The organism is Alteromonas sp. G4i13, from assembly GCF_054960505.1.
Map to the genome: position 1 here is coordinate 87520 of NZ_JBHNYX010000003.1, position 25907 is coordinate 113426.

Here is a 25907-nt window from a genome sequence, read left to right on the forward strand (position 1 = left end):
TTTTACGACCTCTTGGAGCGTGCCAAACGTAAAGCGTCTGCGTTTACTTTAACTACCATGCCTGAGTCTAATTGAACGTGAATGCCATCTTTAGCTACTTCGGTAATTACTGCAGGCATAGGTGCTTTACCTAATTTAACGGTAACTTGCGTACCTTGCTGTAAATCGCTATCTGTCAATTTCGCAGGTGGTGTATTGTTTGGTCTGTTATTTTTCGGTTTAGTTCCGCGCTTAGTATCAGCATGGTCCGAATTTGCAGATTTTTCACCTTTTGGACGATTAAATTGACGTTTATCTTTTCGCTTAGGCTGCTGAGCTAGCTTAGCTTTGCGCTTTTCAGCTGCTTTTGCTTTGCTTTCTTCTAACTGCTGCTGCGCATGATCAGCGTGTTCTTTTTCAATTGCATCGCCTTCAACGCCGTCTAAATCTACACGGTTTGCACCTTCTTTGATGCTATGAAGATAGCGCCAGCTGTTGGTGTAATGTCGTAGTGTAGAACGAAGTAAGGTTTTGCTAACGCGTTCCTCTTCTTCTAAACGTGTGGCAAGATCTTGAAAAATACCGATCTTAAGTGGGCGGGCCTCGCCTTCAATGCTAAAACATTTCGGAAAGGTCTCTGCAAGGAAAGCTATCACTTCCTTACTGTTGGTAAACTTCTCTGGTGATTCCATTAACTTTCTAAATTATTCAGGAGATTTCATCGTTACTTGCATCATCCCAAGTTGCCAGCGTGTGGTCAACCCAATCAAGCAATTCGTCGTCATCTATTTCTAATAAATGCTTATCTTGTTGCCAAGATTCCCATGCGTAGTGCAAAATTTGCTCTAAACGCTGTGTTTCAATATCTTCTTCTGCATTGTCGTACACCGCATGTAAGATAAAATTTAAACGTTCAGATGCCTCATCTGGGTCATCATGAAAGTCTTCCATATCCTCATACGTGGATAAAACAACGTGAATATCAACACTGGACTTCATAATTATTTCTGCGAATCCATAAGAATTTGAGCAATCTCAATTAGCCCTTTTTCGTCTTCTTCGGTAAAGCGTTCAAAAACAGGGCTGTCGATGTCCAATACGCCAATAAGCGTATCGTTTAACACCAGAGGAACAACTATTTCAGAATTTGATGCAGCGTCACAAGCGATATGACCTTCGAATTGATGCACATCTGCTATACGCTGTACCGTTCTTGTACTTGCACTCGTACCACAAACACCTTTTCCAAGAGGAATGCGAATACATGCAGGTTGCCCCTGGAATGGCCCTAGTACTAGCTGGTCTTCTTTATACAAATAAAAACCTGCCCAATTCACCTCTTCGAGGCTATTGAAAAGCAGCGCACTTATATTTGCCATATTAGCGATAAGATCGTGCTCGCCAGATACCAAACTCTTAGCTTGGCTAATTAACTGACCATACTGTTGTTCTTTCAATCGTATTTCCTGCTATTGAACAATGTTAAAAGACACATTAACCCGCGCTTCTACACGCTCTTGCCCTGGTAGCGACATTGACATGTCTTTGGCAAAAGCCTCTGCGCGCATTACTGGAATCGGCATATTGCCACCAGATTCTGAGATTGCAACAACTTCGCCTACTTCTATACCCAATTCTTTCGCTAATAACTGTGCACGTTGCTTTGCGTCTTTCACAGCAGCAATAAGCGCCTTCTGATACGCATCGCCTTCACCTATAGAAATGAAATTAAACTGTTGGATACGATCGACACCTCTTTTAAGCACACCATCAAGTACTTTGTCGTAAGTATCGAGGTCAGTCGAAGTTACAGTGATATCACGAGAAAGCGTAAAGCCTTCTTGCACACGCCCTTGGGGGGTATTGATGTAGCGAGGCTGCAGACGTACCTGCATACTTTGAATATGCTTTTCATCTATACCTTGATTAAGCAAGAACTTAACAATAGAGCGGAGGTCCGAATCAAGCTGAGTGTTCAGTTTACCTACTGTATTACCTTCTTCTTCAACAACGAGTGTGACTGAATAAGCGTTTGGTGTCACTTCTACCGCTCCTACGCCTTGCACATTTATAACCGCTTCTTGTGCGGCCTGTGCAGCAACCATAGGTGCAGATAAGGCAATAAATGATGATGCTAACAATGCTTTTTTAACTACACTTTTAGCTGTCGAATAAGTATTAGTACGCGTGATCATTTTCATAGAGATTCCTTTTTTATGGTGCCTTTTAATTACGTTACCTAAAGGATAAATGTTTAAAACTGAATAGTTTATGAATATACGCAATAAACGAAATCTTAGCACTGAACTAAGACGAGAAGAGATATAACTTCGCCGAGATGCGCTTTTTATGAGGCAAGACCCAAAAATGGATAAGTAATACCAGTCAACTTGATGTAGTTCCACTATACCTGCGGTAACACGACGTGATTACGAAGATTTTAAACCTCACTGAGTGGGTAATGATCTATGCGGACTGATATCAAAGCGCTATGTTAACGGCTAAAAGCCAACCGTTCAGCTAAGCATCTCGCTGAACGTGTTGACCGAAAAGAGTAAAAGGCGCTAGGCGTTTTACTTAAGCACAGTGCGCAACGCAGCAAGGCAGTGATCGATATTACGGGGTTTACATGCGTATCCCATAAGACCAATTCGCCATACTTTACCGGCATGATCGCCTAAACCGGCGCCGATTTCTAAATTAAAATCTTCAAGCAATTGCTTGCGAACGGCAGCATCGTCTACGCCGTCTGGAATTTTAACTACATTCAATTGAGGCAAACGATAAGCACTGTCTACTGTTAGCTCTAACCCAAGTTCATTTAGACCCTGCGCAAGTTTTTCATGACCCAATGCATGACGCTGCCACGCATTTTCTAAGCCTTCTTCTTTTAAAATCAGAAGTGCTTCGTACATAGCGTACATACTGTTGACAGGTGCGGTATGGTGGTAGGCACGCTTGGCGCCCTGCCCCCAATAACCAACAATCAAGTTCATGTCTAGAAACCAGCTTTGCACTTTCGTTTTTCGGTTTTGAATAACGTTAACTGCTCTTTCACTAAATGAAACAGGAGAGATACCCGGCACGCAACTCAAACACTTCTGTGAACCTGAATAAATAGCGTCAATGCTCCAACCGTCAACATCTAACTCGATACCTCCAAGAGAGGTAACTGCATCAACAATGCTAAGACAATCATACTTTTTAGCCAGCTCACAAAGCGCTTTGGCTTCATTGCGTACGCCCGTAGATGTTTCGGCGTGAACAAAGGCAAGGATCTTAATATCCGGATTGGCTTTAAGGGTGTCTTCTACCACATTAAGGTCAGTTTGCTCGCCCCATGTATTGTTGACGGTAATAGCCTCACCACCACAACGCTCTACGTTTTCGACCATTCGATTGCCAAATACGCCGTTAATACACACGAGTACCTTATCGCCTGGTTCTACAAGATTAACAAAACATGCCTCCATTCCTGCTGAGCCCGGAGCAGAAATAGGCATAGTAAGTGCATTCTCAGTTTTAAACGCATACTGTAAAAGCTGCTTGGTTTGGTCCATTAACTCAATGAATAATGGATCGAGATGGCCCAGGGTGGGTCTCGCCATGGCGTTCAAAATTCTGGGGTTAACATCGGATGGTCCTGGACCCATCAACGTCCGTTCAGGGGGAATAAAAGTAGAAAATGATTGCATAATCCATCCTCGTATTAATGTAAGAGCCTGTTTTTAGAGTCAGTATCACGCATATTTAGCATGAACGTTGACGTCATACTACAAGGATAATGGCATGGTACAACCGTCTGTTTTCAACATAACCTACATGAATGAAAGTATGTCTATATATTTAACAAGGGTATATATTAACAACGCTTCATCACGTGGATAAAATGTGTGCAACATGTGGATATAAATCGTACACCTTTTTGCTCAAAAAACACCACATCCGACCAGTCTTTAGTCCATTGATTACTAACGTATAAGTTCTACAATTTAATTGACGTTGAGAGTGTAAGATAAAATTCACACAAAAATTGTTTATAATTTAAACAAATGTATTCTATACTCATTGTCCGTTTAAAAGATTTTATTTAAACTCTCCTGTGTAAAAGTTAGCGCACGGCTCAGCAATGAGCCATTCCCCTAGGCCCGGAACGTTTGTTCTGGGCATTTTTTATGGGGATTCAAAATATCGCGAACAGCCTAGTCTTAAATTTCAGCTATCAACTGGCTGTAATGATGACTTATATGTTTTGGCGTTATCTACGTAATGTTCAGCGGACGCTTTTAGTTTGGGTTCGATCTTCTCATCAAATGTTCTAATGACTTTACCAGGCGCTCCAACTACTAAACTGTAATCTGGAATTTCCATGTTTTCCGTTATTAAAGCGTTAGCGCCAATGATGCAGTACTTTCCAATTTTTGCACCGTTTAATACGACAGCGTTAATTCCTATCAAGGAATAGTCACCAATCTCGCAGCCGTGAAGCATGACTTTATGTCCTACTGTTACCCCTTCACCTAGCACTAAAGGAATACCTGCATCGGTGTGTAATACGCTGCCATCTTGGATATTCGTATTTTCACCAACGGTTATCTTGTCCATATCGCCGCGTATAACCGCATTGAACCAAACGCTTGAACCCACTTTGAGTTCAACATTACCAATAACATGTGCGCCTGGCGCTATAAACGTACTTTCATCAACCAGCGGTGATGTAGAACCTAATTTGTAGCGCATTATCCTCTCCCTATTCGTCTACTTTTCTCATTAATCCTTCTTGCATGGTTGACGCAACAAGTTCACCGTTTTGGTTAAATATTTGTCCGCGTACCAAACCTCTAGAGCCTCCGCTAAAAGGACTCTCCATTGCATACAATAACCATTCGTTCATATTGATTGGGCGGTGGAACCACATAGCATGGTCTATCGTTGCGATTCGAAGTGATTTATCGGTTACCGCAACACCGTGTGGTTGAAGCGACGTACTGAGAAAATGATAATCTGATGCGTAAGCAAGCGCAGCTTGATGAACAGTCAGTGATGCATTCATTGTGTCTCTTGCTTTTAACCAGATATAACGCGTCGGTTCGCGTTTCGCTGACTGGTAAGAGTTAGCTGCATCTACCGTGCGGATATCTACAGGTTTATGATAGCTCAACGCTTCTTGCATAGGACGTGCAATCTTATTGAAGTTAGCTTCATAGAATTCAATGTCAGACTGCACATCTTCCGGCGCAGGCACATCTGGCATTGTTGGGTTTTGATGCTCCATGCCATCTTGAGGAACCTGAAAAGACGCTGTCATGTAGAAGATATTTCTACCATCCTGAATGGCTTTAACCCGTCTAGCAGAGAAACTTCTGCCGTCTCGCACTACTTCAACATCGTAAACTACAGGCTTTTTAGCATCGCCTGGTAGTAAAAAATAAGTGTGGAATGAGTGTGCGACTCTACCAGCCTCAACTGTTTCGTATGCAGCTGCTAACGCTTGCCCCAAAACTTGTCCACCAAACAAGGCGCGGAAGCCTAAATCCCAGCTTTGACCTCGATAGATGCCAGCTTCCACTGTTTCGAGTTCAAAAAGTGACGATAGTTTAATCTCAGACATGTTGTACTTTCTCTTCAATTACTGCTTTTGGGTTTCGCGGGTAGTACTTTTCAGGCAATTTTGCTTTATGCTCGAAAAAACGCGTATCTTTATAGGGTAACTTCATAAACCCTGAAATGCCTAGCCCTTTTATTTTGGGAATTTGCTGAACGAGTTGCGCTAATAATGCGTGGAAGCGCTCTTCTTGGCTGTGATCAAGCAACGTGTAATAGTTGTGAATTTTCAAATGCCGAGGTAATGCTTCAAATATAATACAACCAGTGTGATGTATTGTATTAAGTTGAACGATGGTATCGATAATATCCTGAGGCAGCTTTAATAGTTCGTCCGGATCATCGCCATCTTCGAAATATGAGTGAGTACGGCTTTCATCCTTTTGTGCAGAAACCCGTGATAGTTCGTAGGGAATAAACATACCGTCTGATGGTTTAAAGTCTTCATCTTCACTTTCGCGTTCAATGTGCAGCGTGTTTTTGGCGTTGAACATACAGCATTTGAACACGGCGGGCTTATGAATAGCTCTTGCTAAGTTAATGACATTATTTACTGCTAAATCAAACGCAGTTTTCAACGATTCATCATACAGGTTCAGGCTTGAATCGACATATATACCTTCGGGCTCCCAGCGCACAGCCATCCCGCCAACCACGGGGTAACGGCCCAGTCTACTGATTGCGGAAACAAAAGCTTTTTCGGTATCGCCCATTCCCTGTAAGTAGTTTTTGTAATAGCGGTCAAATTGCGCGTCGTCTATATAGCGAAGTTCCTCTACGTCTTTCTCATCTAATGAATCAGACAATCTGGCCTGTTGGCGTAGGTAAGATTTTCGAGAGCTGTAAACAACGGTTTCAATATCAGCACGGTTTTGAGAGTGGGCCAGCCACGTAGGTATTAGCGGAGTGTATTGCGCTGGCTTGTCTTGTGTGAAAACCATATTCTTTAAAACGTGGAGATGATTAAACAGGTAATCTCCGCCCTGCCTTCTCTTTACTGGATCTTCACTAAGCATATATTCCAAAATATTCGCGAGCATTTTGGGTAGTCCAAGGGATGACGGCGTAATAACTTTACTGCCATAACGGCACGACTGTCCTGAAGCCAAAGCATACAGGGTGCTCGCCAGGCCTTGTTCATCAAAGCGTGGGCTGGAAAGTGCGCCATTAAGTTGCTCTTCTCCAATAAAATAAACATCACCAAGTCGGGCGTTGGTTTGATGCAGTTCACCCGACATTAAATCCATTACATTGTTACCTACATATTGCCCAGTGATGTCAGTCTGTGCGAACACTGAAGAGCCCCAATCAATCAATCCAACCGATTCATTTTCGGCATCCCAAACCAGATTCGAGGGCTTTATGTCTCCGTGCACAATGGGTTTAATTTCTCCATTTTCACTGTATTGGCGAAAACTGGATAAAAGTTCGCCGACCTGCACTGCAATTTTGACGATAATACGGGGCGAAAGTGGGCCTGTTTTCAAGCTGACTTTTTCTAGGTCTTCGCCAGGTGCGCGCCCCATAACCAAGATGGATTGTTTGCGTATTTGTTGATATTCAATAAACCGCGGCACAAACTCATGATTAACGTGAGAAAGCATAAAAGCTTCCTCTTCTAGTCTATCTTGCACATGCTGCGGCAACGTTATTCGCGAAAACTTAAATACCCGTGATTCACCGCTTGGTGCATTCCCTGCAAACGCAAAACCAAAGGCCCCTTTCCCTAAAAGTTCGATGTCACTGTAACCCAACCCTTCTAACTGTGAAATGCAAAGGTTTACCCAGTCTTTTAGTTTTTTCGCATCCGCATGGGATAGCAAATATATCGACTGCTCATCAGGTATATAGAAATGTTTTAGGCCTTTGAGTTGCGACATATTTTTTACTTCACATTTTTAGTGACTTTTTGAAACAGATTAATCAGCAGCGATACGCTTACCATTGTTAAACTGCACAGCAATCAATTATCTTCGTTTATCCAGGTAACATGCGCTGTAGCGTGATAACCCGTTTCATCAGCACCTAACATACCAACAACGCTTTCTAGCGCGCTCTCTAAATTAGCATCTAATTGCCAAGGCGGGTTTAACACGAATACGCCAGAACCATACATTCCAGCATCTGGGGTATTTTCTGCTACATGTATTTCTGCTTTAAAACAGGGTTTACCTAATGCTGCAAGCTTCTCGCACATAGCTTCACTTGCACCACTTTTGGCACCAGCCCTCTCTGACAATAGTGGATACCACACTACGATTTGTGCCTGCTGCCAGCGTTTAAATACCTGTTCCACACCCTTAATAAGGTCGCTATATTCATTCACGCGCTCATAAGGAGGGTCGATTAAAATAGCACCGCGATTGGGTTTAGGTGGCGTAAGTGCGCGAAGACCTTCATATCCGTCTCGTTTATGTACGTGGCTATTACGGGTGCGTAAACGGGACACGTTGTTGTCTAGTTTATCGAATTCCGCAGGATGAAGTTCCATTAGGTGTAAATTATCACTATCCCTTTTCGCTTTTGCGCTTATTGCAGGCGAGCCCGGATATTGCTGCTGCGCTAGAAATGGTTGGCACAACAATAGATAGTCGGCCAACAAATTTGGCAAGTCCTGAACGCCTTTATCATCTATAAGCAAACGAGATATACCCGTCTCATACTCTTTATTTTTTGATGACATGGCATCGGTTAGATCGTACGCGCCCGCGCCTGCGTGGGTGTCGAAAAGCGTAAAAGGTTTATCTTTTTTCTTTAATGCGTTGATAACGCCAATCCAACAAAGATGTTTGATGACATCAGCGTGGTTGCCCGCATGAAAGGCATGTTGATAACTAAGCACAAAACCTCAGTAAAATTTTCGTTTGTTTATAGTGCTCTATAATAACGTCAACGCGCTTTGAGGTATACAAAACAAAAAAGGGCCAATAGTTTTACTATTGGCCCTTTAAAAATATTGCTACTGCAAATCAAATTGCTTTGAATGATATCACTTAAGGTGCATCAACATTTTTTCCGGCTGAGTTAGGTAACTCATCCATAGATTATTAAATCGCACCATCGTCGCACCATCAATAATACGGTGGTCGCCAGACCAATTAACCGCCATGATATTTTGCGCGCTAACATTCCCTTCATCATCAAAACGCGGAAGTTTCTGCGTTTTACCGAGAGCAACAATAGCAGCTTCTGGCTTATTAATTACTGGCGTTGCGGTAATACCGCCTATTGCACCGATATTAGAGATACTAATCGTACCGCCTTTTAGGTGCTCGCCAGCCACGCGGCCCGCTCTGGCTTGTTCGATAATATCCTGCATTTGAACAGCAATATCTAACAGAGATAGGTCTTGAACACGCTTAATATTGGGTACAAGCAAACCAATTTTAGAGTCTACTGCAAAACCAATATTGTGATCTGCGAAGTAGCTTATCTCAGTGGCGTCTTCGTTAAGCTGACTGTTAATGACAGGGAACTCATTAAGTGCCAACGACATTGCTTTAACGAAAAACGGCATAAAGCTGAGTTTTACGTTCTTCGCTTCAAATTCAGGTTTAAGCAGCTTGCGTAGCGCCATCAGGTTGTCCATTACCAACTCGTCACTGACTGTGAAGTGCGGGATAGTATAGACCGAAGCCGACATTTGCTTCGCCATAGCTGCCTGAATACCGCGTACTTTTTCCGTTCTAACGCTGCCTTTAAGCACAGTGCTTGTGCTATTCAAATCACCTTTTTCTGCGGTAGATGAGCTTGGCGCAGAAGATGACGTATTTTGAGACGACGTGTCAACATTCGAATGTTGTAGATTCAACACGTCAGACTTAAGGATCCGCCCCTTTTTACCCGAGCCTTCCACAGTAGAAAGGTCGATATTCTTTTCTCTTGCAACACGTCTTACCGCGGGGCTAGCCAACACCTTACCTTCTATAGTGATAGGTGGCTCGTATTCACCGTCGCTGAATTTTGAAGGAGCAACTTGCGCTGATTGCTGACTTGCACCGTTTGTTTGCGTGTTCATTGAACTTTGAGATGCAACGCTTGAAGCGCTGTTGTTTACCGATGGTGATTCGTCATTAGTACCGCTAGTAGTTGTGACTTCACCGGCAACTTCTAACGCAAACAATGCACTATGCACTTTCGCTATATCGCCTTGCGCGTAATAAAGACGATGCACGGTACCTGCGTTTTTAGCGGGGATCTCTACCACTGCCTTGTCGGTCATCACTTCTACAACGGCTTGGTCTTCTTCTATTTCATCGCCTTCAGCTACATTCCATTTCACAATCTCACATTCAACTATACCCTCACCAATATCTGGTAGAATAAAGTCTTCAATGTGTTTGCCGTTTGAAGCGCTTGAAGAAGCACTGTCATTCGCTGTCGCTGTTTCAGACGCATTGTCTTTTACTTCCGCTTGCGCGTCTTCTTGTGTATCTGAGTTAGCGTCGGCATCATCTGGCGTCATAGAGAATAACGGTGCGTGCACTTTAGCAATATCGCCTACCGCGTAATGCAGTTTATTAACCACACCCGCATGCATTGCAGGAATTTGCACGGTAGCCTTGTCGGTCATTACTTCCGCGACAGGTTGATCTTCTTCTATATGCTCACCTTCAGAAACTAACCATTCCAGAAGTTCGCATTCAACTATACCTTCACCAATGTCCGGTAAGATAAATTCAATTGTCATTTCATCGTCCCCCGGCTTAGTAGTGAAGCGTACGTTTTATGGCTTCGTACGTCTTTGTTTCATCTGGCATATATTCTTTTTCGTGCGCCAAAGGATACGGCGTGTCTAAACCACACACTCTCGCAATAGGCGCTTCAAGATATAAGAAACAACGTTCCTGAATGCTCGCTGCGATTTCACTCGCAAAGCCACCCGTTAGCGGTGCTTCGTGGTTTATCAATAAGCGACCTGTTTTCATTACAGATTGCATAACCGTTTCAACGTCCCACGGTAATATGCTGCGTAAATCGATAATTTCACACGACACACCATCTTCAAGAGCCATTTCTGCGGCTTTTTGCAGAATTTCTATTTGCGCGCCCCACCCTAGTAACGTGATATCGGTACCTTCTTGAACAATATCTGCCTTACCTAATGGCAGTTCGTAATCTTCTTCAGGCACTTCCGATACCGAAGCGCGGTAAAGGCGTTTAGGCTCCATAAACAATACAGGGTTTTTATCGCGAATTGACGCAAGCAACAAACCTTTTGCCTGATAAGGGTCACGAGGGATAACAATCTTTAACCCTGGGCAGTGAGCGAAGAATGCCTCTGGTGATTGACTGTGGTAGTGGCCGCCTGCGATACCGCCACCATAAGGTGTACGAATTGTTAGCGTACCCACATCGAACTGACCGCCTGAACGGTAGCGCCATTTAGCCGTCTCATTCACAATTTGATCGAATGCAGGGAAAATGTAATCACCAAATTGAATTTCAGCAATAGGTACAGAGCCTTGTGAGGCCAAGCCGTTCGCGAAGCCAATAATGCCTTGTTCAGTAAGCGGCGTGTTAAAGCAACGCGCCTTACCAAATTTTTCTTGAAGGTGACTGGTTGCACGGAACACGCCACCAAAATGGCCCACGTCTTCACCAAAGACCATTACTTTCTCATCTTCGGTCATGGCTGTGATGAGTGCATTATTAATTGCTTGAAGTAGATTCATCTTAGCCATTATTTTACTCTCCCTGCTGTTTTAGGGTACATCTTAGGGTACTTCTTAATATGCGCTTTCAATTCACTGAGTTGTTCTTTTAAGTGCCAAGGTGCTGTGTCGTATACATCTTCGACAATGTCTTCAATGGCACATACGTCAGTCTTTTCACAACTCTTCATTGCTGCTAAAACGTCTTGTCTTGCTTTATCGACGCGCTTTTGGTTCTCAGCCTCGTCAAACCAGCCTTTGCTTTCTAACCATTTCGCCATACGAGCGATAGGGTCTTTTGCACGCCACTTATCTTCTTCTTCACGAGAGCGATAGCCTGTTGGGTCGTCTGACGTGGAGTGCGCCGCTAAGCGATAAGTCATGGCTTCAATAAGTACAGGACACTTTTCTTCAATGGCGATACGACGGGCTTCTTTAGTAGCTGCATAAATGGCTAACACATCGTTACCATCAACACGGATAGTTTTAATACCGTAACCTAAGCCACGCGAAGCAATGCCGTCACCCGCGAATTGCTCTTCTGCTGGTGTTGAAATGGCGTAGCCATTATTTCGGCAAAAGAAGATAACTGGGCAGTTTAAAACAGCGGCCATATTTAACCCTGCGTGGAAGTCTCCTTCAGACGCTGCACCTTCCCCGAAGTAACAGATAGTAACCACATCTTTACCCGACATTTTTTGACCATAGGCGTAACCAGATGCTTGAGGGATCTGTGTGCCTAGTGGTGAAGATATCGTCATGAAGTTAAGTGGCTTGTCACCATAATGGATAGGCATTTGACGTCCTTTGTTAGGATCGTCTTTATTGCTAAACATTTGGTTCATGAATTGTTCTGTGGTGTATCCGCGGTAGGCTAATGCGCCTTGCTCACGGTACTGAGACATGATCATGTCGTCGTCTGAGAGTGCTGCTGCACTTGCAACTGACGCCGCTTCTTCACCCGTGCTTGCCAAGTAAAAACTAATACGACCTTGGCGCTGTGCACCCACCATACGTTCATCCAATACTCGAATGTAATGCATGGTATTAAATATTTTTAATGCTTCTTCTTTGCTGAGGTCAGGTTCAACTGCTTTTTCAATGAGTTCACCTTCGGCAGAAAGGATTTGCAGCATTGGGATATCAACAACCCCTTTAGTAATAATTTCGACCTTATTTGTTGTTTTTACTTCGGCCAAATGATTTCTGTCTTTCACGTTTGTTCCCCTTAAATATGAGGGTTAATAGCGACTTATAGTGATAACAATATGCTAGTTGAGAAAATGCAGGAGCGTCCTACTTATTCATTGGCATTTTTTCAAATGGGTGAAATAGACATACTCAATTAGTCTAAATGAAAAGGATATTCGTCCTAAAAACGTAAACCCCATGTAAAAAATATGAAAACCGAGTAGGACAATCATTTCTCATTCACATCCAGTAATAGAGTTTCTAACGTTTCAAACGCTTATATATCCAATAATCTACTGCTTAGAACTTCAATGAAAAAAGGAAGTTATCTATGCAACGACTAATCGTCGTTAAATGTAACAAAATGTGTAAATTGTGTATTGCAGAAACACACGTTACAAAAAGAAAAAAAGTGTGCTAGTAATAGATAGTCACAGCGATAAGTTGCGTTTTAAAAAAGGCGAATGACCTTTTAAGCAAACAAAAAAATCGTTGGGCTCCAGGGAACTATTCACACGAGAATAATTATGAAAAAAACAATCCTTAGTACGGTTATTGCTACCGCATTAACAGGCTCAGCCTTTGGTGCACTAGCAATATCAAATCAATTATCTGGCCACAGCGTTGAACAACGTAACGCCATCGAAGCATCCTTCGACAAAAAGAATATTCTTGCAAATGCAATCCAAGCGGATAGTGATAGCGTACGTGTTATCGTACAACTTACTGACGTGCCTATGGCGCAATTCAGCGCAGTAAATCCAAGTGTAAGCAGCATGGCTGCCCACAAAGGTCAAAAGGTAAATTTCAAGTCAAATGCAGCGAAGGAATATCAATCTTTCCTTGAAGCTCAACAGCAATCGGTTATCCAGTCTATCAAGTCATTCGATAAGTCATTCAAAGCTGACATGTCTTACACAGCAGCATTTAATGGTTTTGCGGGTATCGTTTCAAAGAGTGCACTTGATAAGCTTTCCAGCCTTTCAACGGTAAAAGCGGTATACCCAGACTTAGTACACCATGCCCAAATGGACGCTAGTTTGGATCTGATCGGTGCAGTTCAAACGTGGGAACAGTTCGGCGGCAAGGAAAGCGCCGGTGCAGGCGTGAAAGTAGCGATCATCGATAGTGGTATTCGTCCAGAAAACCCTTTATTCAGTGGTGAAAATTTTACAGCACCTGATGCTGCGACACTTCCTACTGACGACTACTGTTCAGAAGTTCCTGATTTTTGTAACAATAAACTGATTGTTGCTCGCGCAGCAGACATCGTAGAAGGCTTCTCTGTTGTTGAAGAAGAATACGAGAGCCCGCTAGGATTCAATGGACACGGTACGCACGTAGCAGGTACAGCAGTAGGTAATTACGGGGTAATGGCAGAGCGCGATGGCGCAGAAGCTGAAATCTCTGGTGTTGCGCCAGCTGCTTATCTAATGGTTTACAAAGGTTTGTATGCCACACCAGCTAACCCTGCTTCTTCTAGCGGTGCTTCTTCAATGCTGCTTTCTATGCTTGAAGCTGCGCTTACAGATGGTGCTGACATTGTAAATAACTCGTGGGGTGGCGGTGCAGGTGGAAACCCTAACGGCTCAGTATATGAAGACGTACTTGAAGCCATGCACGATGCGGGCGTTGTTACCGTTTTTGCAGCGGGTAACGATGGTCCGGGTGCTGGCACTATTGGCTGTCCTGGTTGTTCAGAAGACGTAATAACGGTCGCAAATACAACAACAGGTCGTTTGTTCGCAAACGAGGTGACCGTTGAAGGCGATACCACTTTAGGTTCTATTCCGGCACTTTACTCAGTCGGCAACCCTGCCATTGTATTTGATAGCCCAATTACTGCACCTGTTGTTTATGCAGGCGAAGTAGATGCGGCAAACGTTGAAGGTTGTGATGCATTTGCTGCGGGCGCGTTCGATGGTGCAATTGCGCTTATCAGCCGTGGTACGTGTGGTTTCGTGACTAAAATTGAGAACGCAGAGGCAGCGGGAGCAACTGCTGTTCTTATTCATAACGTTGATGGACGCGGTGAAGCGCCAATATTAATGGGCGGCTTAAGTGAAGCTCAAACAATTCCATCACTTATGCTTCCTGCTACACCAGGTTTAGCGCTTGCTAACCTAGCTGAAACTACTGAAGAGTCGCTAAATGTAACTATCGGTAGCGATATTGTTCGCGTTGTTTCAGACAGCCTTGCTGACATCATGAATGAAAGCAGCTCTCGCGGTCCTAACGGCGACCCGACGTTCCTTAAGCCTAATATTGCTGCTCCTGGTACTCGCATCTTCTCTGGCGAATCACCGGATGCACCAGGACACGAAGACCAGAACTTCTCGTTCAAGAACGGTACTTCAATGGCATCGCCACACGTAGCTGGTGCAGCTGCACTTCTTAAGCAAATGCATCCTGATTGGACTGCACAGCAGATAAAGAGTGCGCTTGTTACTTCTTCAATTCGCGATATTTTGAAAGAAGATGCGTCTACCGCAGCAGACAACTTTGACATGGGTGCAGGTCGTTTAGATCTTCCTCGTGCAACAACGGTAGAGCTAACTTATAGCGATTTAAGCTTAGTAGACGGTAACTGCTACCTGAACTGCGAAATGTCTATCACTGTAACAAACACCAGCGATGAAGAAGTTACAGTCGATGCTACAGCAATGTTTAATGACTCAGCTATTTCTGCAACCGTTACACCTCAAATGGCAACCCTTGCAGCAGGTGCTTCAGCTGAAATTATGGTAGCAGTAGATGTAACAACAGCGTCTACAGGGTCATGGTCTTTCGGTGGTATTAATTGGGCAGACACTGACGACACAACAACCGATTACTTCATCCCAGTAGCTATCTATCCTATTAGCAGTGATGAACCATCATTGTTTGATAGCGATGTAAGCACGCAAGTAGCAGCTGAAGGTGAATTGGTAGTAACCGAAGCGTTTGCTACTAACACTGACGTAACTGGTATGATCAGCATCACGGGTGAAATTGACCACAAATATGCGATTAACCCTTCTACAATTTCTGCTGTTAAAAACGGAAACCAAGAGCCAGTAAGCTATGACGCTGACTCAGGTACCGTATATTGGGAAGGCGCACTTAACACTGCTTCTTTCTCGATGAACGCAGATACTACTATTGGTGACATACTTGAAGGTTTTGGACTTGACCGTTACGTACCAATGGCATCTATTGGTGTTGCGCCGCTAGAGTGCTCTGGTTCGTGTGATGACGCTTCAATTGAAGTAAGCCTACCTCGCACTATCACTTACTTAGGTAGCGAATACACAACCATGCAGATTTCATCTAATGGTTTTGTATCTTTAGGTACAAGCTCTGGCAACATTACTACACCGTTTGCAGAAGTATTGCCAAGCCTAAGTGAGCCAAACAATATTGTCGCACCTTATTGGACTGATTTTGACCTTGCGGGTGGCGGTGCAGGCGCTGGTAATATCTACGCAGTAAGCCTTACAACAGGTCACTTTGTTGTTGAGTGGGAAAACGCTCAAATTTGGAATGAAGATGGCACAAGCTTTAACTTCCAGTTGTGGTTTGAGTACGAAACAGGCAACGTAAACTTTGTATATGGTCCAATGGACTCACCTGTTTACGCAACGGTAGTTGGTGCCGAAAACATTTCAGGTAGCGTTGGTACAACATACGCTGCACTAACATCTGCGGGCCTTCAAGGTACCCTTCCAGTTGAAGGTGACGAATTTGTACTAACTGCTAATGCGGGTGACGAAGTTACTATCAGTTACGCAGGTACTGTTGTTCCATCTAGTGAGTATATGGACGACATGTTGTCAGTTAACGAAGATGCGTCGGTAACGGCTAACATTCTTGCTAACGAAATGGACAGCACAATCATCAATAAATTCACCATGGACTCTCTGTCTGGTGAGTTCCGTACGTTTACGCCTATCACTATTGATAAAGCGCCTCTTGATCCATCAACAGTTGTAATTTCTGGTGAGCCAGCAAATGGCACAGTAACTGTAAATGATGATGGAACAGTAACGTATGCACCAAATACTGACTTCTTCGGTGAAGATTCATTTACATACACCGTTCGTGTTGAAGGTACAATTGATGAAAACGAAGAGCCAGTTGAAGGTGAAATTGTTGGTGAAGGCACAGTAACTGTAGCGGTTGCAGGTGTGCAAGATGCTCCAGTTATTTCAATATCTGCTCCAACTAGCGTTGATGAAGGTCAGTCTTACACTGTAACTGCTTCTGCAACTGACGCAGACGGAGACGACGTGACTATCACCATTAACGGTGTAGAGCGCACTTCGTTCACTGATACAGCGCCTAGTAACGAACAGTCTAACCGTGTAACGGTTCAAGTAACGGCTTCAGATGGTATTGAAACTACTACAGAAAGCGTGACTATTCGCGTTAACGATAAGTCTGGTGGTTCAATGGGCTGGATTGCATTGCTTCTTGCTCCAGCAGTTTACCTACGTAGACGCATGAAACGTTCATAACGTTTTTTGATAAGAGAAAAAAGGCCGCAATTGCGGCCTTTTTTAATCGTCTTGAGAAAGTTGCTGTAAGTGCTGAGACATTCGCTTACTGGGTTGTACGCCAAGTTCTCTAAACTTTTCTATTTGCCTTACCAAGTTCCCTCTTCCACTGGTTAACTTATTCATTGCTTGTTCGTAGTTTGCGTGAGCGGTATCCATCGACTTACCTACTTTTTCCATATCCGTCACAAACCCAACGAACTTGTCATAAAGCTTTGCTGCTTGTTCCGCAATAAGCTGTGCGTTTTGATTTTGGTACTCATACTGCCAAATGTTATTAATAGTACGCAGTGCAACCAGTAAATTAGTTGGGCTAACCAACATGATATTGTGATTAAGTGCCATTGTGACTAAATCTGGTTCTTCTTCGACAGCAATCAGAAATGCAGGCTCAATGGGAATGAAAAGTAACACATAATCCAGTGTCTTTATGCCTTTCAGCGTTTGGTAGTCCTTCGCGCCTAAGCCTTTGATGTGCCCTTTTATAGAAGCCACATGTTGACTTAAAAATTGCGCTTTCTCAGCTTCATCATCACAGTTGTAATACCTTTCATAGGCCGCCAAACTTACTTTTGAATCTATGATCACATCTTTATCATTTGGCAAATGCACCACGACATCTGGTTGAAATCGCTTGCCGTTCTCTGATGTTGCTGACATTTGTGTTTCAAATTCATGACCCTCGCGTAAACCAGATTCTTTGAGTATCCGCTCAAGCACTACTTCGCCCCAGTTTCCTTGCTTTTTATTGTCACCTTTTAGTGCATTGGTCAGCGCTGCAGCTTCTTCCGTAATTTTCTGGTTGAGAGCCTTTAAACTTAGAATCTCTGTTTTAAGTGAGGCTCGCTCCTGCCCCTCACGTATGTGTTGTTCTGAGATTTGACGTTTAAAACCATCTAACTCGTTTTTGAATGGCGCCAAAACAGCTTCTATATTGTGTTTTGTTTGTTGCGTGTAACGCTGTTGCTTTTCTTCGAATATGCGATTTGCTAGATTTTCGAATTGCGTATGCAGACGTTGTTCAGATGCATTCATAGACGCAAGCTTATCTTCATGCGCAGCATGAAGCGCCTGAATTCTTGCTTGGTGCGCTTCGTTTTGTGCTTGAAGCTTGGCAATAGCAATACGCTCGCTATTCAAATCATTTTGTAGCTGCTCATTGATTTGCGAAAGCTGCGCTATCTTGGTGGCATTCGCCTGGCCTCGAATAAATGAATAAAGTGAAAAAGCACACACACTTACGAAGGCTATAAGAAAGGAAATGGGCTCGCTAGAAATAAGGTTAATTAACATAGTGCACGTTCATACTGTTATTTTGTACAGCACTATAAACAAAATCAGATAAATATACCAACTGGTATAAATTTAAAATGAAATTGGGGCAAAACGTCTAGCACGTAATCCTTTGAAAAAATGAAACTACACAAATCAAAACGGGTGCTATTGCACCCGTTTTTTATACTGTGATGAAAAACCTAATTAGCTTTCTTAAGCAGAACGGCTCACCTTAAGTTTTGTCTTCCTCTCTATTTAGATAGCGAGGCATCAAGCTCTTCAATTTTTGCTTTCCAAATGGCCGGACCATTTTTGTGAGCATTGGCCCCCGTACTGTCTACTGCAACGGTTACTGGCATGTCTTCTACGTCGAACTCGTAAATTGCTTCCATACCTAAGTCCTCGAATGCTACGACACGAGATTTCTTAATGGCTTTAGATACAAGGTACGCTGCACCTCCAACTGCCATTAGATAAACCGCTTTGTGTTTAGCAATTGAATCAACGGTTGCTGGACCACGCTCTGCCTTTCCAATCATGCCAATAAGGCCTGTTTTCTCTAGCATCATGTCAGTGAACTTATCCATACGGGTAGCCGTTGTCGGGCCAGCCGGACCAACCACTTCGTCACCTACAGCGTCAACAGGACCAACGTAATAGATAAAGCGGTTAGTTAGATCAACGCCCTCTGGTAAACCTTCACCATTTTCCATCATGGTTTGAATGCGCTTGTGAGCAGCATCACGACCGGTAAGCATCTTACCTGACAGCAGTACCGTTTCGCCTACTTTCCACTCTTGGATATCTTCTTTTGTTACTTCATCAAGGTTAACGCGGCGAGTGTTTTCGCTCACTTCCCAAGTTACTTCTGGCCAATCTTCTAATTTAGGTGGCGTAAGCTCCGCTGGACCCGAACCATCTAGATAAAAATGTGCGTGACGAGTCGCCGCACAGTTAGGGATCATTGCTACAGGTTTTGACGCAGCGTGAGTAGGTAGCGACTTAATCTTAACGTCAACAACGGTCGTTAAACCACCTAGGCCTTGTGCACCGATACCCAACTTATTTACGCGGTCAAAAATTTCTAAGCGAAGTTTTTCATCGGTAGTTTGCGGGCCGCGCTCTATAAGCTCTTGGATGTCTACTGGGTCCATAAGGCTTTCTTTTGCAAGTACCGCTGCTTTTTCAGCCGTACCGCCAATACCTATTCCCAGCATTCCTGGAGGGCACCAGCCTGCCCCCATCGTCGGCAAAGTTTTTACTACCCAGTCAGCAATATCATCGCTTGGGTTAAGCATTACCATTTTAGACTTGTTTTCAGAACCGCCGCCTTTAGCCGCGATCATCACTTCGATCTTTTCACCCGCTACCATGTCGATATGCACAACAGATGGCGTATTGTCTTTGGTGTTTTTGCGCGCACCGGCAGGGTCAGCAACGATAGAGGCGCGAAGTGGATTGTCTGGATTAAGGTATGCACGACGTGTACCTTCATCAACCATTTCTTGAACGGTCATGTCAGTTTTATCCCATGTCACACCCATACCAACTTTAACAAAACAGGTTACGATCCCCGTGTCTTGACACAAAGGGCGTTTACCCTCTGCAGACATGCGTGAGTTGATAAGAATTTGCGCCATCGCGTCTTTCGCGGCTTGGCTCTTTTCCTTTTTATAGGCTTCTTCTACGGCTTTAACGTAATCGAGCGGGTGATAATAAGAAATAAATTGCAGGGCATCTTCAATGCTGTCAATGAAGTCTTGTTGACGGATAACGGTCATGACATCCTCTTTTTATTTGGCTTTCGTGGTCTTAGCTAGCTAAAAAAGCGTATACTAGCGCATCTGAAGACAACGCACCATGTAAAACCATGTGCTTGTGGCTAATTCCAGTCATTTTTAAAAACTATGCTGAAGGGATATCTGAAAAAGCAGCCTAATGTGATCGGTTATTAGCCCTTATTTGTTAACGCCAGTTAAAAATAGAAGGAAGTTTGTGCTTAATTCAAGCACCAAACGCCCACGATAAAAAGAAGTACAGAAAACACCTATGTCACACGCAGATACTATTCACGTTCATGTTTCCCGTTTCACTGCAGAGGAATTAGCCGATAAATTAGCGCTAAATTGTGACGAGATCACAGCCGTTTTCAATGCACTTTTTAAGCGAGTCTCTACACACCCATATTCCCTTTTACTAGATACTTCCGGTTCGTCGAAAAGTGAAGGACGCTTCAATATTATGGCATTTTCACCTTCCGCAGTTATCGAAGCAAAAGGTGATAAGGTTCAACTCATCGAACTAAACACTTCAAAGCGTCAGCAATTGACATTGACCCCCTTTGAAGCGGTGCAATCACACTTACATGCGCGCGTTTCAAATGTGGAGATACATGCCAGTGTAAATACAGCGCACCTCCCTTTTATTATCGGTGTGGCTGGTATGGCAGGCTATGATACTGGGCGCTTTTATGAAACCATGCCAAGCATCGCCAAAGATGACTACGAAACCCCTGATTTCGCGGTTGGCCTTTATCTTCGTTCACTTATTGAAGATACAAAAACAGGTTATATCTATTATTGCTCCGTTGACAGTCAACCGCTGACTCAGTTTTTTTCTTCGTTCAACGACGAAACACCTGAGCCAAATTTCAAGTTAACGTCGCGGTTCGAATCAAATTTGTCTAAAACGGAATACGAAGCTTGTTTGGATAAAATACACGCCTATTTGCGTGCCGGTGATTGCTACCAAGTAAATATGGCGCAACGTTTTAGCGCGGCGTTTGAAGGGAATATGTGGCAAGCATATTGTGAGCTACGCAATCAAAATCAAGCGCCATTTTCAGCTTTTTATAACCTTCCCCAAGGCTGTATTGCTTCCATTTCACCAGAACGCTTTCTACGCGTTAAAGATGGGGTTGTAGAAACAAAACCGATAAAGGGTACACGCCCGCGATTTGAAGACAAAGAAGAAGATGCCGCTAGTGCTCAGAGCTTGCTCTCAGCAGAAAAAGACCGTGCAGAAAATCTCATGATTGTAGATCTGCTGCGCAACGATATTTCAAAGCACTGCAAACCTCACTCGGTGAACGTACCAGCACTCTTTGCTCTTGAAAGTTATCAGGCTGTGCACCATTTAGTAAGTACAGTAACTGGTGAATTGAATGAATCTTCTTCGCCTTTATCGCTTCTGGCATCAGCATTTCCTGGGGGGTCAATAACTGGGGCACCGAAAATCCGCGCGATGGAAGTTATCGATGAGCTAGAGCCTCACCGCCGGAATATCTACTGTGGCAGCGTGTTCTATATGGGTTTTCGTGAAGACATGGATTCAAGTATTTGTATTAGAACCGTATTGGCAGAGAACCGTCGATTACATTGCTGGGCCGGTGGTGGTATTGTGCTTGATTCTGTTTCTAGCGAAGAATATCAAGAAACCCTAGATAAAGTGTCTAGAATACTGCCAGTACTTGAATCAATTAACCAATAGCACAGTATTTGTATGTGATGTGCTAGCACAAAGGTAAGCATATAGGTTGTAAGCAAATATCTATGACAAAGAACGAATTTCTATCACAGTTTCACCACTTAAGGCAGCCTCACACCGAGCCAGATTTTCCGTTGCGAAAAACAGGGCGCCCTGCGGCTGTACTTATCCCTCTGATAGATTATGGCAATTCGCTTCAACTACTGCTTACCGAAAGAGCGCACCACCTCAAGCATCATCCAGGTCAAATCAGTTTTCCAGGCGGAGCGGTCGACGAAGCTGACAACTCTTTTTTTGACGCGGCACTTAGAGAAGCTGAAGAAGAAGTTGGTTTACCCGCTACTCACGTAGACGTAGTAGGAATGTTGCCTAGATACCGAACAATCAGCGGATATGAAATTGCGCCAGTGGTTGGCTTTGTAAATCCTGACTTTACCCTGATTATTGACAAAAATGAGGTAGAAAGCGCTTTTGAAGTGCCTCTCGCACATGTTTTAGACAGAAGAAATCATTTAGTTCACACGACGCATCGCGATAAAAAGGCATTTCCAATTTACTTTATCCCATGGAAAAACCGTATGATATGGGGCGCAACGGCGGCAATGCTACGCAACCTATCTCATCATATTCATCCTTAGCCTTTGTATTTGCTTATCCGCTCTTGTGTGTACTATAAATTAAACTTTACAGCTTATTAGCAAAACTAATCCCTTTATTAGCTTTTCTGTATTGTGGTTTTTCCGTGGTGGATGCATGATCTTACTATTACTTTGTTTTAATTTTGAAAGTTTATGATCAGTGTATTTGATATGTTCAGCGTGGGCATTGGCCCATCGAGTTCGCACACCGTAGGACCAATGAAAGCAGGCGCCGAGTTTGTCACCGAACTCGCTCAGGAAGCTACGCTTTTTGATTCAGTGGATAGCGTGAAAGTTGAACTGTTTGGGTCATTAGGCCAAACCGGTATCGGCCACGGAACAGGAAAAGCTGTTATCCTCGGTTTACTAGGAGAACTTCCAGACGTTGTCGATGTGGACAGCATCGAGACTAAACTTGAAGAAATACGCAACACGGAAAAGCTTTGCCTTAATGGCCAGAAATTAGTGCGCTTTCCTAACAAAAACGCCATTGTTTTTCATCGCCGTAAAACGCTCCCCAAACACGCTAATGCCTTATCGTTTTATGCGTACGCGAAAGATGAGCTTGTAAAACAGCAAACTTATTACAGTATTGGCGGTGGTTTTATCATAAAAGACGAAGACTTCGATGCGACCAAAGCGCATGCGGCCAGCCTGCAAGCATCAGTACCCTTCCCTTTTAAAACGGCCGGTGACCTTCTTGCTCTGTGTAAAACTAACGGCTTAAGCATTAGTTCACTGATGCTACGTAACGAATCAACTTTCAGGCTCAAGCACGAAGTGAAGCAACAGCTACACAACATTTGGTTAGTAATGAAAGCTTGTATTCAACGAGGTATCGAAAGCGAAGGTATTTTACCTGGCGGGCTTAAAGTAGTTCGCCGCGCACCTGGACTATACCGTCGACTTCAAACTGAACACACAAACGACCCTATGCAGACTATGGATTGGGTTAACTTGTTTGCTTTAGCTGTAAACGAAGAAAATGCAGCTGGCGGCCGTGTTGTAACTGCACCTACAAATGGTGCAGCGGGTATCATTCCGGCTGTTCTACAGTACGTAGATAAGTTTATTCGACCTGTTGATGAAGAAGTAGCAAGTCGATTCCTGCTTACCGCAGGCGCTATTGGTATTCTCTATAAAGAGAATGCGTCAATCTCAGGTGCTGAAGTAGGTTGCCAAGGAGAAGTAGGCGTCGCTTGTTCAATGGCTGCAGGCGCGTTAGCTGAAATTATGGGGGGCACAGCTGCCTCGGTAGAGAACGCTGCGGAAATCGGTATGGAGCACAACCTCGGCCTTACTTGTGATCCCGTGGGTGGCTTGGTTCAGGTTCCGTGCATTGAGCGAAATGCCATGGGTGCAATCAAAGCCATTAATGCTTCTCGTCTTGCACTGCGCGGAACCGGTGAGCAAAAAGTATCGCTAGATAAGGTTATTAAAACCATGCGCGATACCGGTAATGATATGAAGACTAAATATAAAGAAACGGCGAGAGGTGGACTCGCGGTAAATATTATCGAATGTTAGCACCTCGTTCTAACTAGACAATGTATGGAATGAAAAAAGGGGCAATTAGCCCCTTTTTAATGAACGTTTTCAACAAGCGCTACGTTTACTTTACTGGAAGCGTCACGCCTTTAAACATTTTTTCCACTTCTTCGTTATTTTTCAGCATCATAGCTTTCTCAACCTTGTCCTTGGTCAGATGAGGCGCAAAACGCTCAATGAAGTCGTACATATAACTTCTTAAGAACGACCCCTTCCTAAATCCAATTTTCGTCGTGCTGTAATCGAACAGGTGACTTGCATCTATCTTCACAAGATCATCATCTAATTCTTCGCTTACCGCCATCGACGCAATAACACCAATACCGACACCTAAGCGAACATAGGTTTTAATAACGTCGGCATCTGTTGCGGTAAACACGATTTTAGGTGTTAGCCCTGCTCTTTCAAACGCTTGGTCTAATTCAGAGCGCCCGGTGAAACCGAAAACATAAGTAACCAACGGATATTTGGCAATGTCTGAAATATCGATAGTGCCCTTTTTCGACAAGGGATGGTCTTTGTTTACTATTACACTGCGATTCCAGTGATAACAAGGAAGCATGACCAAATCGTTGTACAAGTGAAGAGCCTCGGTAGCGATAGCAAAATCGGCTTCCCCTTTTGCAGCCAGGTCGCTAATTTGAGACGGCGTGCCCTGATGCATGTGTAATGACACTTTTGGATACTTGCTCATGAAACCCTGAATAACATCAGGTAATGCATAACGGGCTTGCGTATGCGTAGTCGCAATATTAAGTTTACCTTGATCTGGAAGCGTGTGCTCCCTTGCTACCGCTTTAATACTCTCTACTTTGGCTAGTATTTCACGAGCTATATTGATTACATCATTACCGGCGTCTGTCACGTGTGTTAAATGCTTACCGCTACGGCCAAAAATCTGAACACCTAGTTCATCTTCCAACATGCGAACTTGTTTGCTGATACCCGGCTGTGAGGTATATAAACTCTCTGCTGTTGCTGACACGTTCAAATTGTTATTGAGGACTTCTACGATATACCGTAGTTGCTGTAGCTTCATATTTTACACCGTTTAATGCGATAGACTGACACTGTACTCCCTCCGTTATAACCAAAACCACCTTTTTTTACTAGTTGCTATTACGAAATTGGCATTATAAAGTTGAAAATAATTGAATTTTTACATTTTCGAGTGGGATTTATTCGCCTTTGTCCGATTTCTTCTACATTATGGGTAGGTGATTAAAAAGCACGGTGTTAGATAGATAATGAGTAGCAGTAAACAAGTTACATCCACAATTGATTTTTCATCGGTGTTGGCAGCTGCTGTGCACGATATGAAAAATTCACTTTTTCTCCTTATTCAATCTATTGAAACACTCAGCGACGCCCTTTCTCCTCACGACGAGAAAGCTAGAGAGCAGGTTGCGAGTGTTCATTATGAAGCATCTAGGCTCAACACCAATCTTGTTCAAGTACTCTCTTTGTACAGGGCTGAATTAGAAAGTTTACCCATTACCGTTGACGAAAGTTTCATCAAAGATTTGGTTGAAGATGTTGTTGGCTCTAATGCGTTATATGTATCTCAGAAAAATATTGATATAAGCATCGCTATCGAAGATGACCTTAGCTGGTACTTAGACAGTGAGTTAATTTATTTGTTATTAAACGATGTAATCATTAACGCAATGCGCTATGGAACATCCAAAATAATAGTAAGTGCCAAGGCAGACGAGAACGACTTCATGACCATTAAAATAGAGGATGATGGTCGTGGCTATCCCGAAGCGATGTTAACCAAAAGCCACGAAGAGCTCTGTGACTTTGAGTTAAGCCAAGGAAGAACGGGGTTGGGGTTATTTTTTGCGAAGTTAATTGCAAACGCACATTCTCAAGGAGATAAAGTGGGCTCAATTGCCCTTTCCAACGGCGGGAGTCTCGGTGGAAGTGTATTTGAAGTAAAAATACCGTAAGATTGACCGATAACATTAAGTAATACAAAAAGTAACGCTCGTACG

The 25907-nt window shown here is 43.5% G+C and carries 20 protein-coding genes; 5 read left to right on the plus strand and 15 right to left on the minus strand.

Going from position 1 to position 25907, the window contains the following annotated elements; translation table 11 throughout:
• Positions 1 to 2: 2 nt before the first annotated feature.
• The 12 genes from proQ to ACFI6J_RS02215 all read right to left on the minus strand — a co-directional run bounded on the left by proQ (position 3) and on the right by ACFI6J_RS02215 (position 12454).
• Positions 3 to 671: an RNA chaperone ProQ gene (gene proQ, locus ACFI6J_RS02160; protein ID WP_014949542.1), complete on the minus strand. Its 669-nt coding sequence runs from the start codon at positions 669 to 671 to the stop codon at positions 3 to 5.
• A gap of 16 nt (positions 672 to 687) precedes the next feature.
• A complete protein-coding gene (locus ACFI6J_RS02165) occupies positions 688 to 978 on the minus strand; it encodes a hypothetical protein (protein WP_014949541.1) in 291 nt (96 codons plus the stop codon).
• A gap of 2 nt (positions 979 to 980) precedes the next feature.
• The gene (locus ACFI6J_RS02170; protein ID WP_014998395.1) at positions 981 to 1436 is read right to left on the minus strand and encodes a GAF domain-containing protein; all 456 of its coding nucleotides are present in this window, start codon (positions 1434 to 1436) and stop codon (positions 981 to 983) included.
• 12 nt (positions 1437 to 1448) lie between these two features.
• Complete coding sequence (locus ACFI6J_RS02175) at positions 1449 to 2180, minus strand: SIMPL domain-containing protein (protein WP_371342464.1); 732 nt, start codon at positions 2178 to 2180, stop codon at positions 1449 to 1451.
• Positions 2181 to 2552: 372 nt separating this feature from the next.
• Complete coding sequence (locus ACFI6J_RS02180) at positions 2553 to 3674, minus strand: pyridoxal-phosphate-dependent aminotransferase family protein (RefSeq protein ID WP_232375932.1); 1122 nt, start codon at positions 3672 to 3674, stop codon at positions 2553 to 2555.
• Between the two features lie 520 nt (positions 3675 to 4194).
• Positions 4195 to 4719, minus strand: coding sequence for a gamma carbonic anhydrase family protein (locus tag ACFI6J_RS02185; protein WP_014979334.1), 525 nt, complete (start codon positions 4717 to 4719; stop codon positions 4195 to 4197).
• A gap of 10 nt (positions 4720 to 4729) precedes the next feature.
• Positions 4730 to 5590 carry an acyl-CoA thioesterase II gene (gene tesB, locus ACFI6J_RS02190; RefSeq protein ID WP_014949536.1) on the minus strand — a complete coding sequence of 287 codons (861 nt, stop codon included), beginning with the start codon at positions 5588 to 5590 and terminating at the stop codon, positions 4730 to 4732.
• A complete protein-coding gene (locus ACFI6J_RS02195) occupies positions 5583 to 7463 on the minus strand; it encodes a protein kinase domain-containing protein (protein WP_462585651.1) in 1881 nt (626 codons plus the stop codon). Before ACFI6J_RS02195 ends, tesB begins: the two co-directional genes overlap by 8 nt.
• A gap of 83 nt (positions 7464 to 7546) precedes the next feature.
• Entirely contained in the window at positions 7547 to 8425 is an 879-nt protein-coding gene (locus ACFI6J_RS02200; RefSeq protein ID WP_462585653.1) for a 23S rRNA (adenine(2030)-N(6))-methyltransferase RlmJ, read from the minus strand.
• A gap of 147 nt (positions 8426 to 8572) precedes the next feature.
• Positions 8573 to 10273 carry a dihydrolipoyllysine-residue acetyltransferase gene (locus ACFI6J_RS02205; RefSeq protein WP_462585655.1) on the minus strand — a complete coding sequence of 567 codons (1701 nt, stop codon included), beginning with the start codon at positions 10271 to 10273 and terminating at the stop codon, positions 8573 to 8575.
• 16 nt (positions 10274 to 10289) lie between these two features.
• On the minus strand, positions 10290 to 11267 hold the full coding sequence (locus ACFI6J_RS02210) for an alpha-ketoacid dehydrogenase subunit beta (RefSeq protein ID WP_061485898.1): 978 nt from the start codon (positions 11265 to 11267) through the stop codon (positions 10290 to 10292).
• Positions 11267 to 12454, minus strand: coding sequence for a thiamine pyrophosphate-dependent dehydrogenase E1 component subunit alpha (locus tag ACFI6J_RS02215; protein WP_014976583.1), 1188 nt, complete (start codon positions 12452 to 12454; stop codon positions 11267 to 11269). The genes ACFI6J_RS02210 and ACFI6J_RS02215 overlap by 1 nt, the downstream gene beginning before the upstream one ends.
• Positions 12455 to 12955: 501 nt before the next feature.
• Between ACFI6J_RS02215 and ACFI6J_RS02220 the strand changes: the two genes are divergently transcribed.
• Positions 12956 to 16924 carry a S8 family serine peptidase gene (locus ACFI6J_RS02220; protein ID WP_061485897.1) on the plus strand — a complete coding sequence of 1323 codons (3969 nt, stop codon included), beginning with the start codon at positions 12956 to 12958 and terminating at the stop codon, positions 16922 to 16924.
• Positions 16925 to 16966: 42 nt separating this feature from the next.
• Here ACFI6J_RS02220 and rmuC read toward each other — a convergent pair whose 3' ends face one another.
• Both rmuC and ACFI6J_RS02230 read right to left on the minus strand, forming a co-directional pair.
• The gene (gene rmuC / locus ACFI6J_RS02225) at positions 16967 to 18256 is read right to left on the minus strand and encodes a DNA recombination protein RmuC (protein ID WP_156078364.1); all 1290 of its coding nucleotides are present in this window, start codon (positions 18254 to 18256) and stop codon (positions 16967 to 16969) included.
• A 233-nt stretch (positions 18257 to 18489) separates the two neighbouring features.
• On the minus strand, positions 18490 to 20019 hold the full coding sequence (locus tag ACFI6J_RS02230) for a fumarate hydratase (RefSeq protein ID WP_014949528.1): 1530 nt from the start codon (positions 20017 to 20019) through the stop codon (positions 18490 to 18492).
• A gap of 268 nt (positions 20020 to 20287) precedes the next feature.
• Here ACFI6J_RS02230 and pabB point away from each other — a divergent pair, with 268 nt between their 5' ends.
• The 3 genes from pabB (at position 20288) to ACFI6J_RS02245 (ending at position 23889) form a co-directional block, all read left to right on the plus strand.
• A complete protein-coding gene (gene pabB / locus ACFI6J_RS02235) occupies positions 20288 to 21727 on the plus strand; it encodes an aminodeoxychorismate synthase component I (protein WP_156086442.1) in 1440 nt (479 codons plus the stop codon).
• Positions 21728 to 21789: 62 nt separating this feature from the next.
• Entirely contained in the window at positions 21790 to 22362 is a 573-nt protein-coding gene (locus ACFI6J_RS02240) for a CoA pyrophosphatase (protein ID WP_462585659.1), read from the plus strand.
• A 153-nt stretch (positions 22363 to 22515) separates the two neighbouring features.
• Positions 22516 to 23889 (plus strand): L-serine ammonia-lyase, encoded by a 1374-nt coding sequence (locus tag ACFI6J_RS02245; protein WP_462585661.1) that lies wholly within the window; start codon positions 22516 to 22518, stop codon positions 23887 to 23889.
• Positions 23890 to 23974: 85 nt separating this feature from the next.
• On the opposite strand, the gene cysB is transcribed toward ACFI6J_RS02245, so the two are convergent.
• Positions 23975 to 24949: an HTH-type transcriptional regulator CysB gene (gene cysB, locus ACFI6J_RS02250; protein ID WP_014949524.1), complete on the minus strand. Its 975-nt coding sequence runs from the start codon at positions 24947 to 24949 to the stop codon at positions 23975 to 23977.
• A 208-nt stretch (positions 24950 to 25157) separates the two neighbouring features.
• On the opposite strand from cysB, the gene ACFI6J_RS02255 reads away from it, so the two are divergent.
• A complete protein-coding gene (locus ACFI6J_RS02255; protein WP_014976578.1) occupies positions 25158 to 25862 on the plus strand; it encodes a sensor histidine kinase in 705 nt (234 codons plus the stop codon).
• Positions 25863 to 25907 lie beyond the last annotated feature (45 nt).

Coding starts and splice junctions, on each gene's coding strand:
- proQ (WP_014949542.1), bottom strand. CDS start 671: ATGGAATCACCAGAGAAGTTTACCAACAGTAAGGAAGTGATAGCTTTC.
- ACFI6J_RS02165 (WP_014949541.1), bottom strand. CDS start 978: ATGAAGTCCAGTGTTGATATTCACGTTGTTTTATCCACGTATGAGGAT.
- ACFI6J_RS02175 (WP_371342464.1), bottom strand. CDS start 2,180: ATGAAAATGATCACGCGTACTAATACTTATTCGACAGCTAAAAGTGTA.
- ACFI6J_RS02180 (WP_232375932.1), bottom strand. CDS start 3,674: ATGCAATCATTTTCTACTTTTATTCCCCCTGAACGGACGTTGATGGGT.
- ACFI6J_RS02185 (WP_014979334.1), bottom strand. CDS start 4,719: ATGCGCTACAAATTAGGTTCTACATCACCGCTGGTTGATGAAAGTACG.
- tesB (WP_014949536.1), bottom strand. CDS start 5,590: ATGTCTGAGATTAAACTATCGTCACTTTTTGAACTCGAAACAGTGGAA.
- ACFI6J_RS02195 (WP_462585651.1), bottom strand. CDS start 7,463: ATGTCGCAACTCAAAGGCCTAAAACATTTCTATATACCTGATGAGCAG.
- ACFI6J_RS02205 (WP_462585655.1), bottom strand. CDS start 10,273: ATGACAATTGAATTTATCTTACCGGACATTGGTGAAGGTATAGTTGAA.
- ACFI6J_RS02210 (WP_061485898.1), bottom strand. CDS start 11,267: ATGGCTAAGATGAATCTACTTCAAGCAATTAATAATGCACTCATCACA.
- ACFI6J_RS02220 (WP_061485897.1), top strand. CDS start 12,956: ATGAAAAAAACAATCCTTAGTACGGTTATTGCTACCGCATTAACAGGC.
- rmuC (WP_156078364.1), bottom strand. CDS start 18,256: ATGTTAATTAACCTTATTTCTAGCGAGCCCATTTCCTTTCTTATAGCC.
- ACFI6J_RS02230 (WP_014949528.1), bottom strand. CDS start 20,019: ATGACCGTTATCCGTCAACAAGACTTCATTGACAGCATTGAAGATGCC.
- pabB (WP_156086442.1), top strand. CDS start 20,288: ATGTCACACGCAGATACTATTCACGTTCATGTTTCCCGTTTCACTGCA.
- ACFI6J_RS02240 (WP_462585659.1), top strand. CDS start 21,790: ATGACAAAGAACGAATTTCTATCACAGTTTCACCACTTAAGGCAGCCT.
- ACFI6J_RS02245 (WP_462585661.1), top strand. CDS start 22,516: ATGATCAGTGTATTTGATATGTTCAGCGTGGGCATTGGCCCATCGAGT.
- cysB (WP_014949524.1), bottom strand. CDS start 24,949: ATGAAGCTACAGCAACTACGGTATATCGTAGAAGTCCTCAATAACAAT.
- ACFI6J_RS02255 (WP_014976578.1), top strand. CDS start 25,158: ATGAGTAGCAGTAAACAAGTTACATCCACAATTGATTTTTCATCGGTG.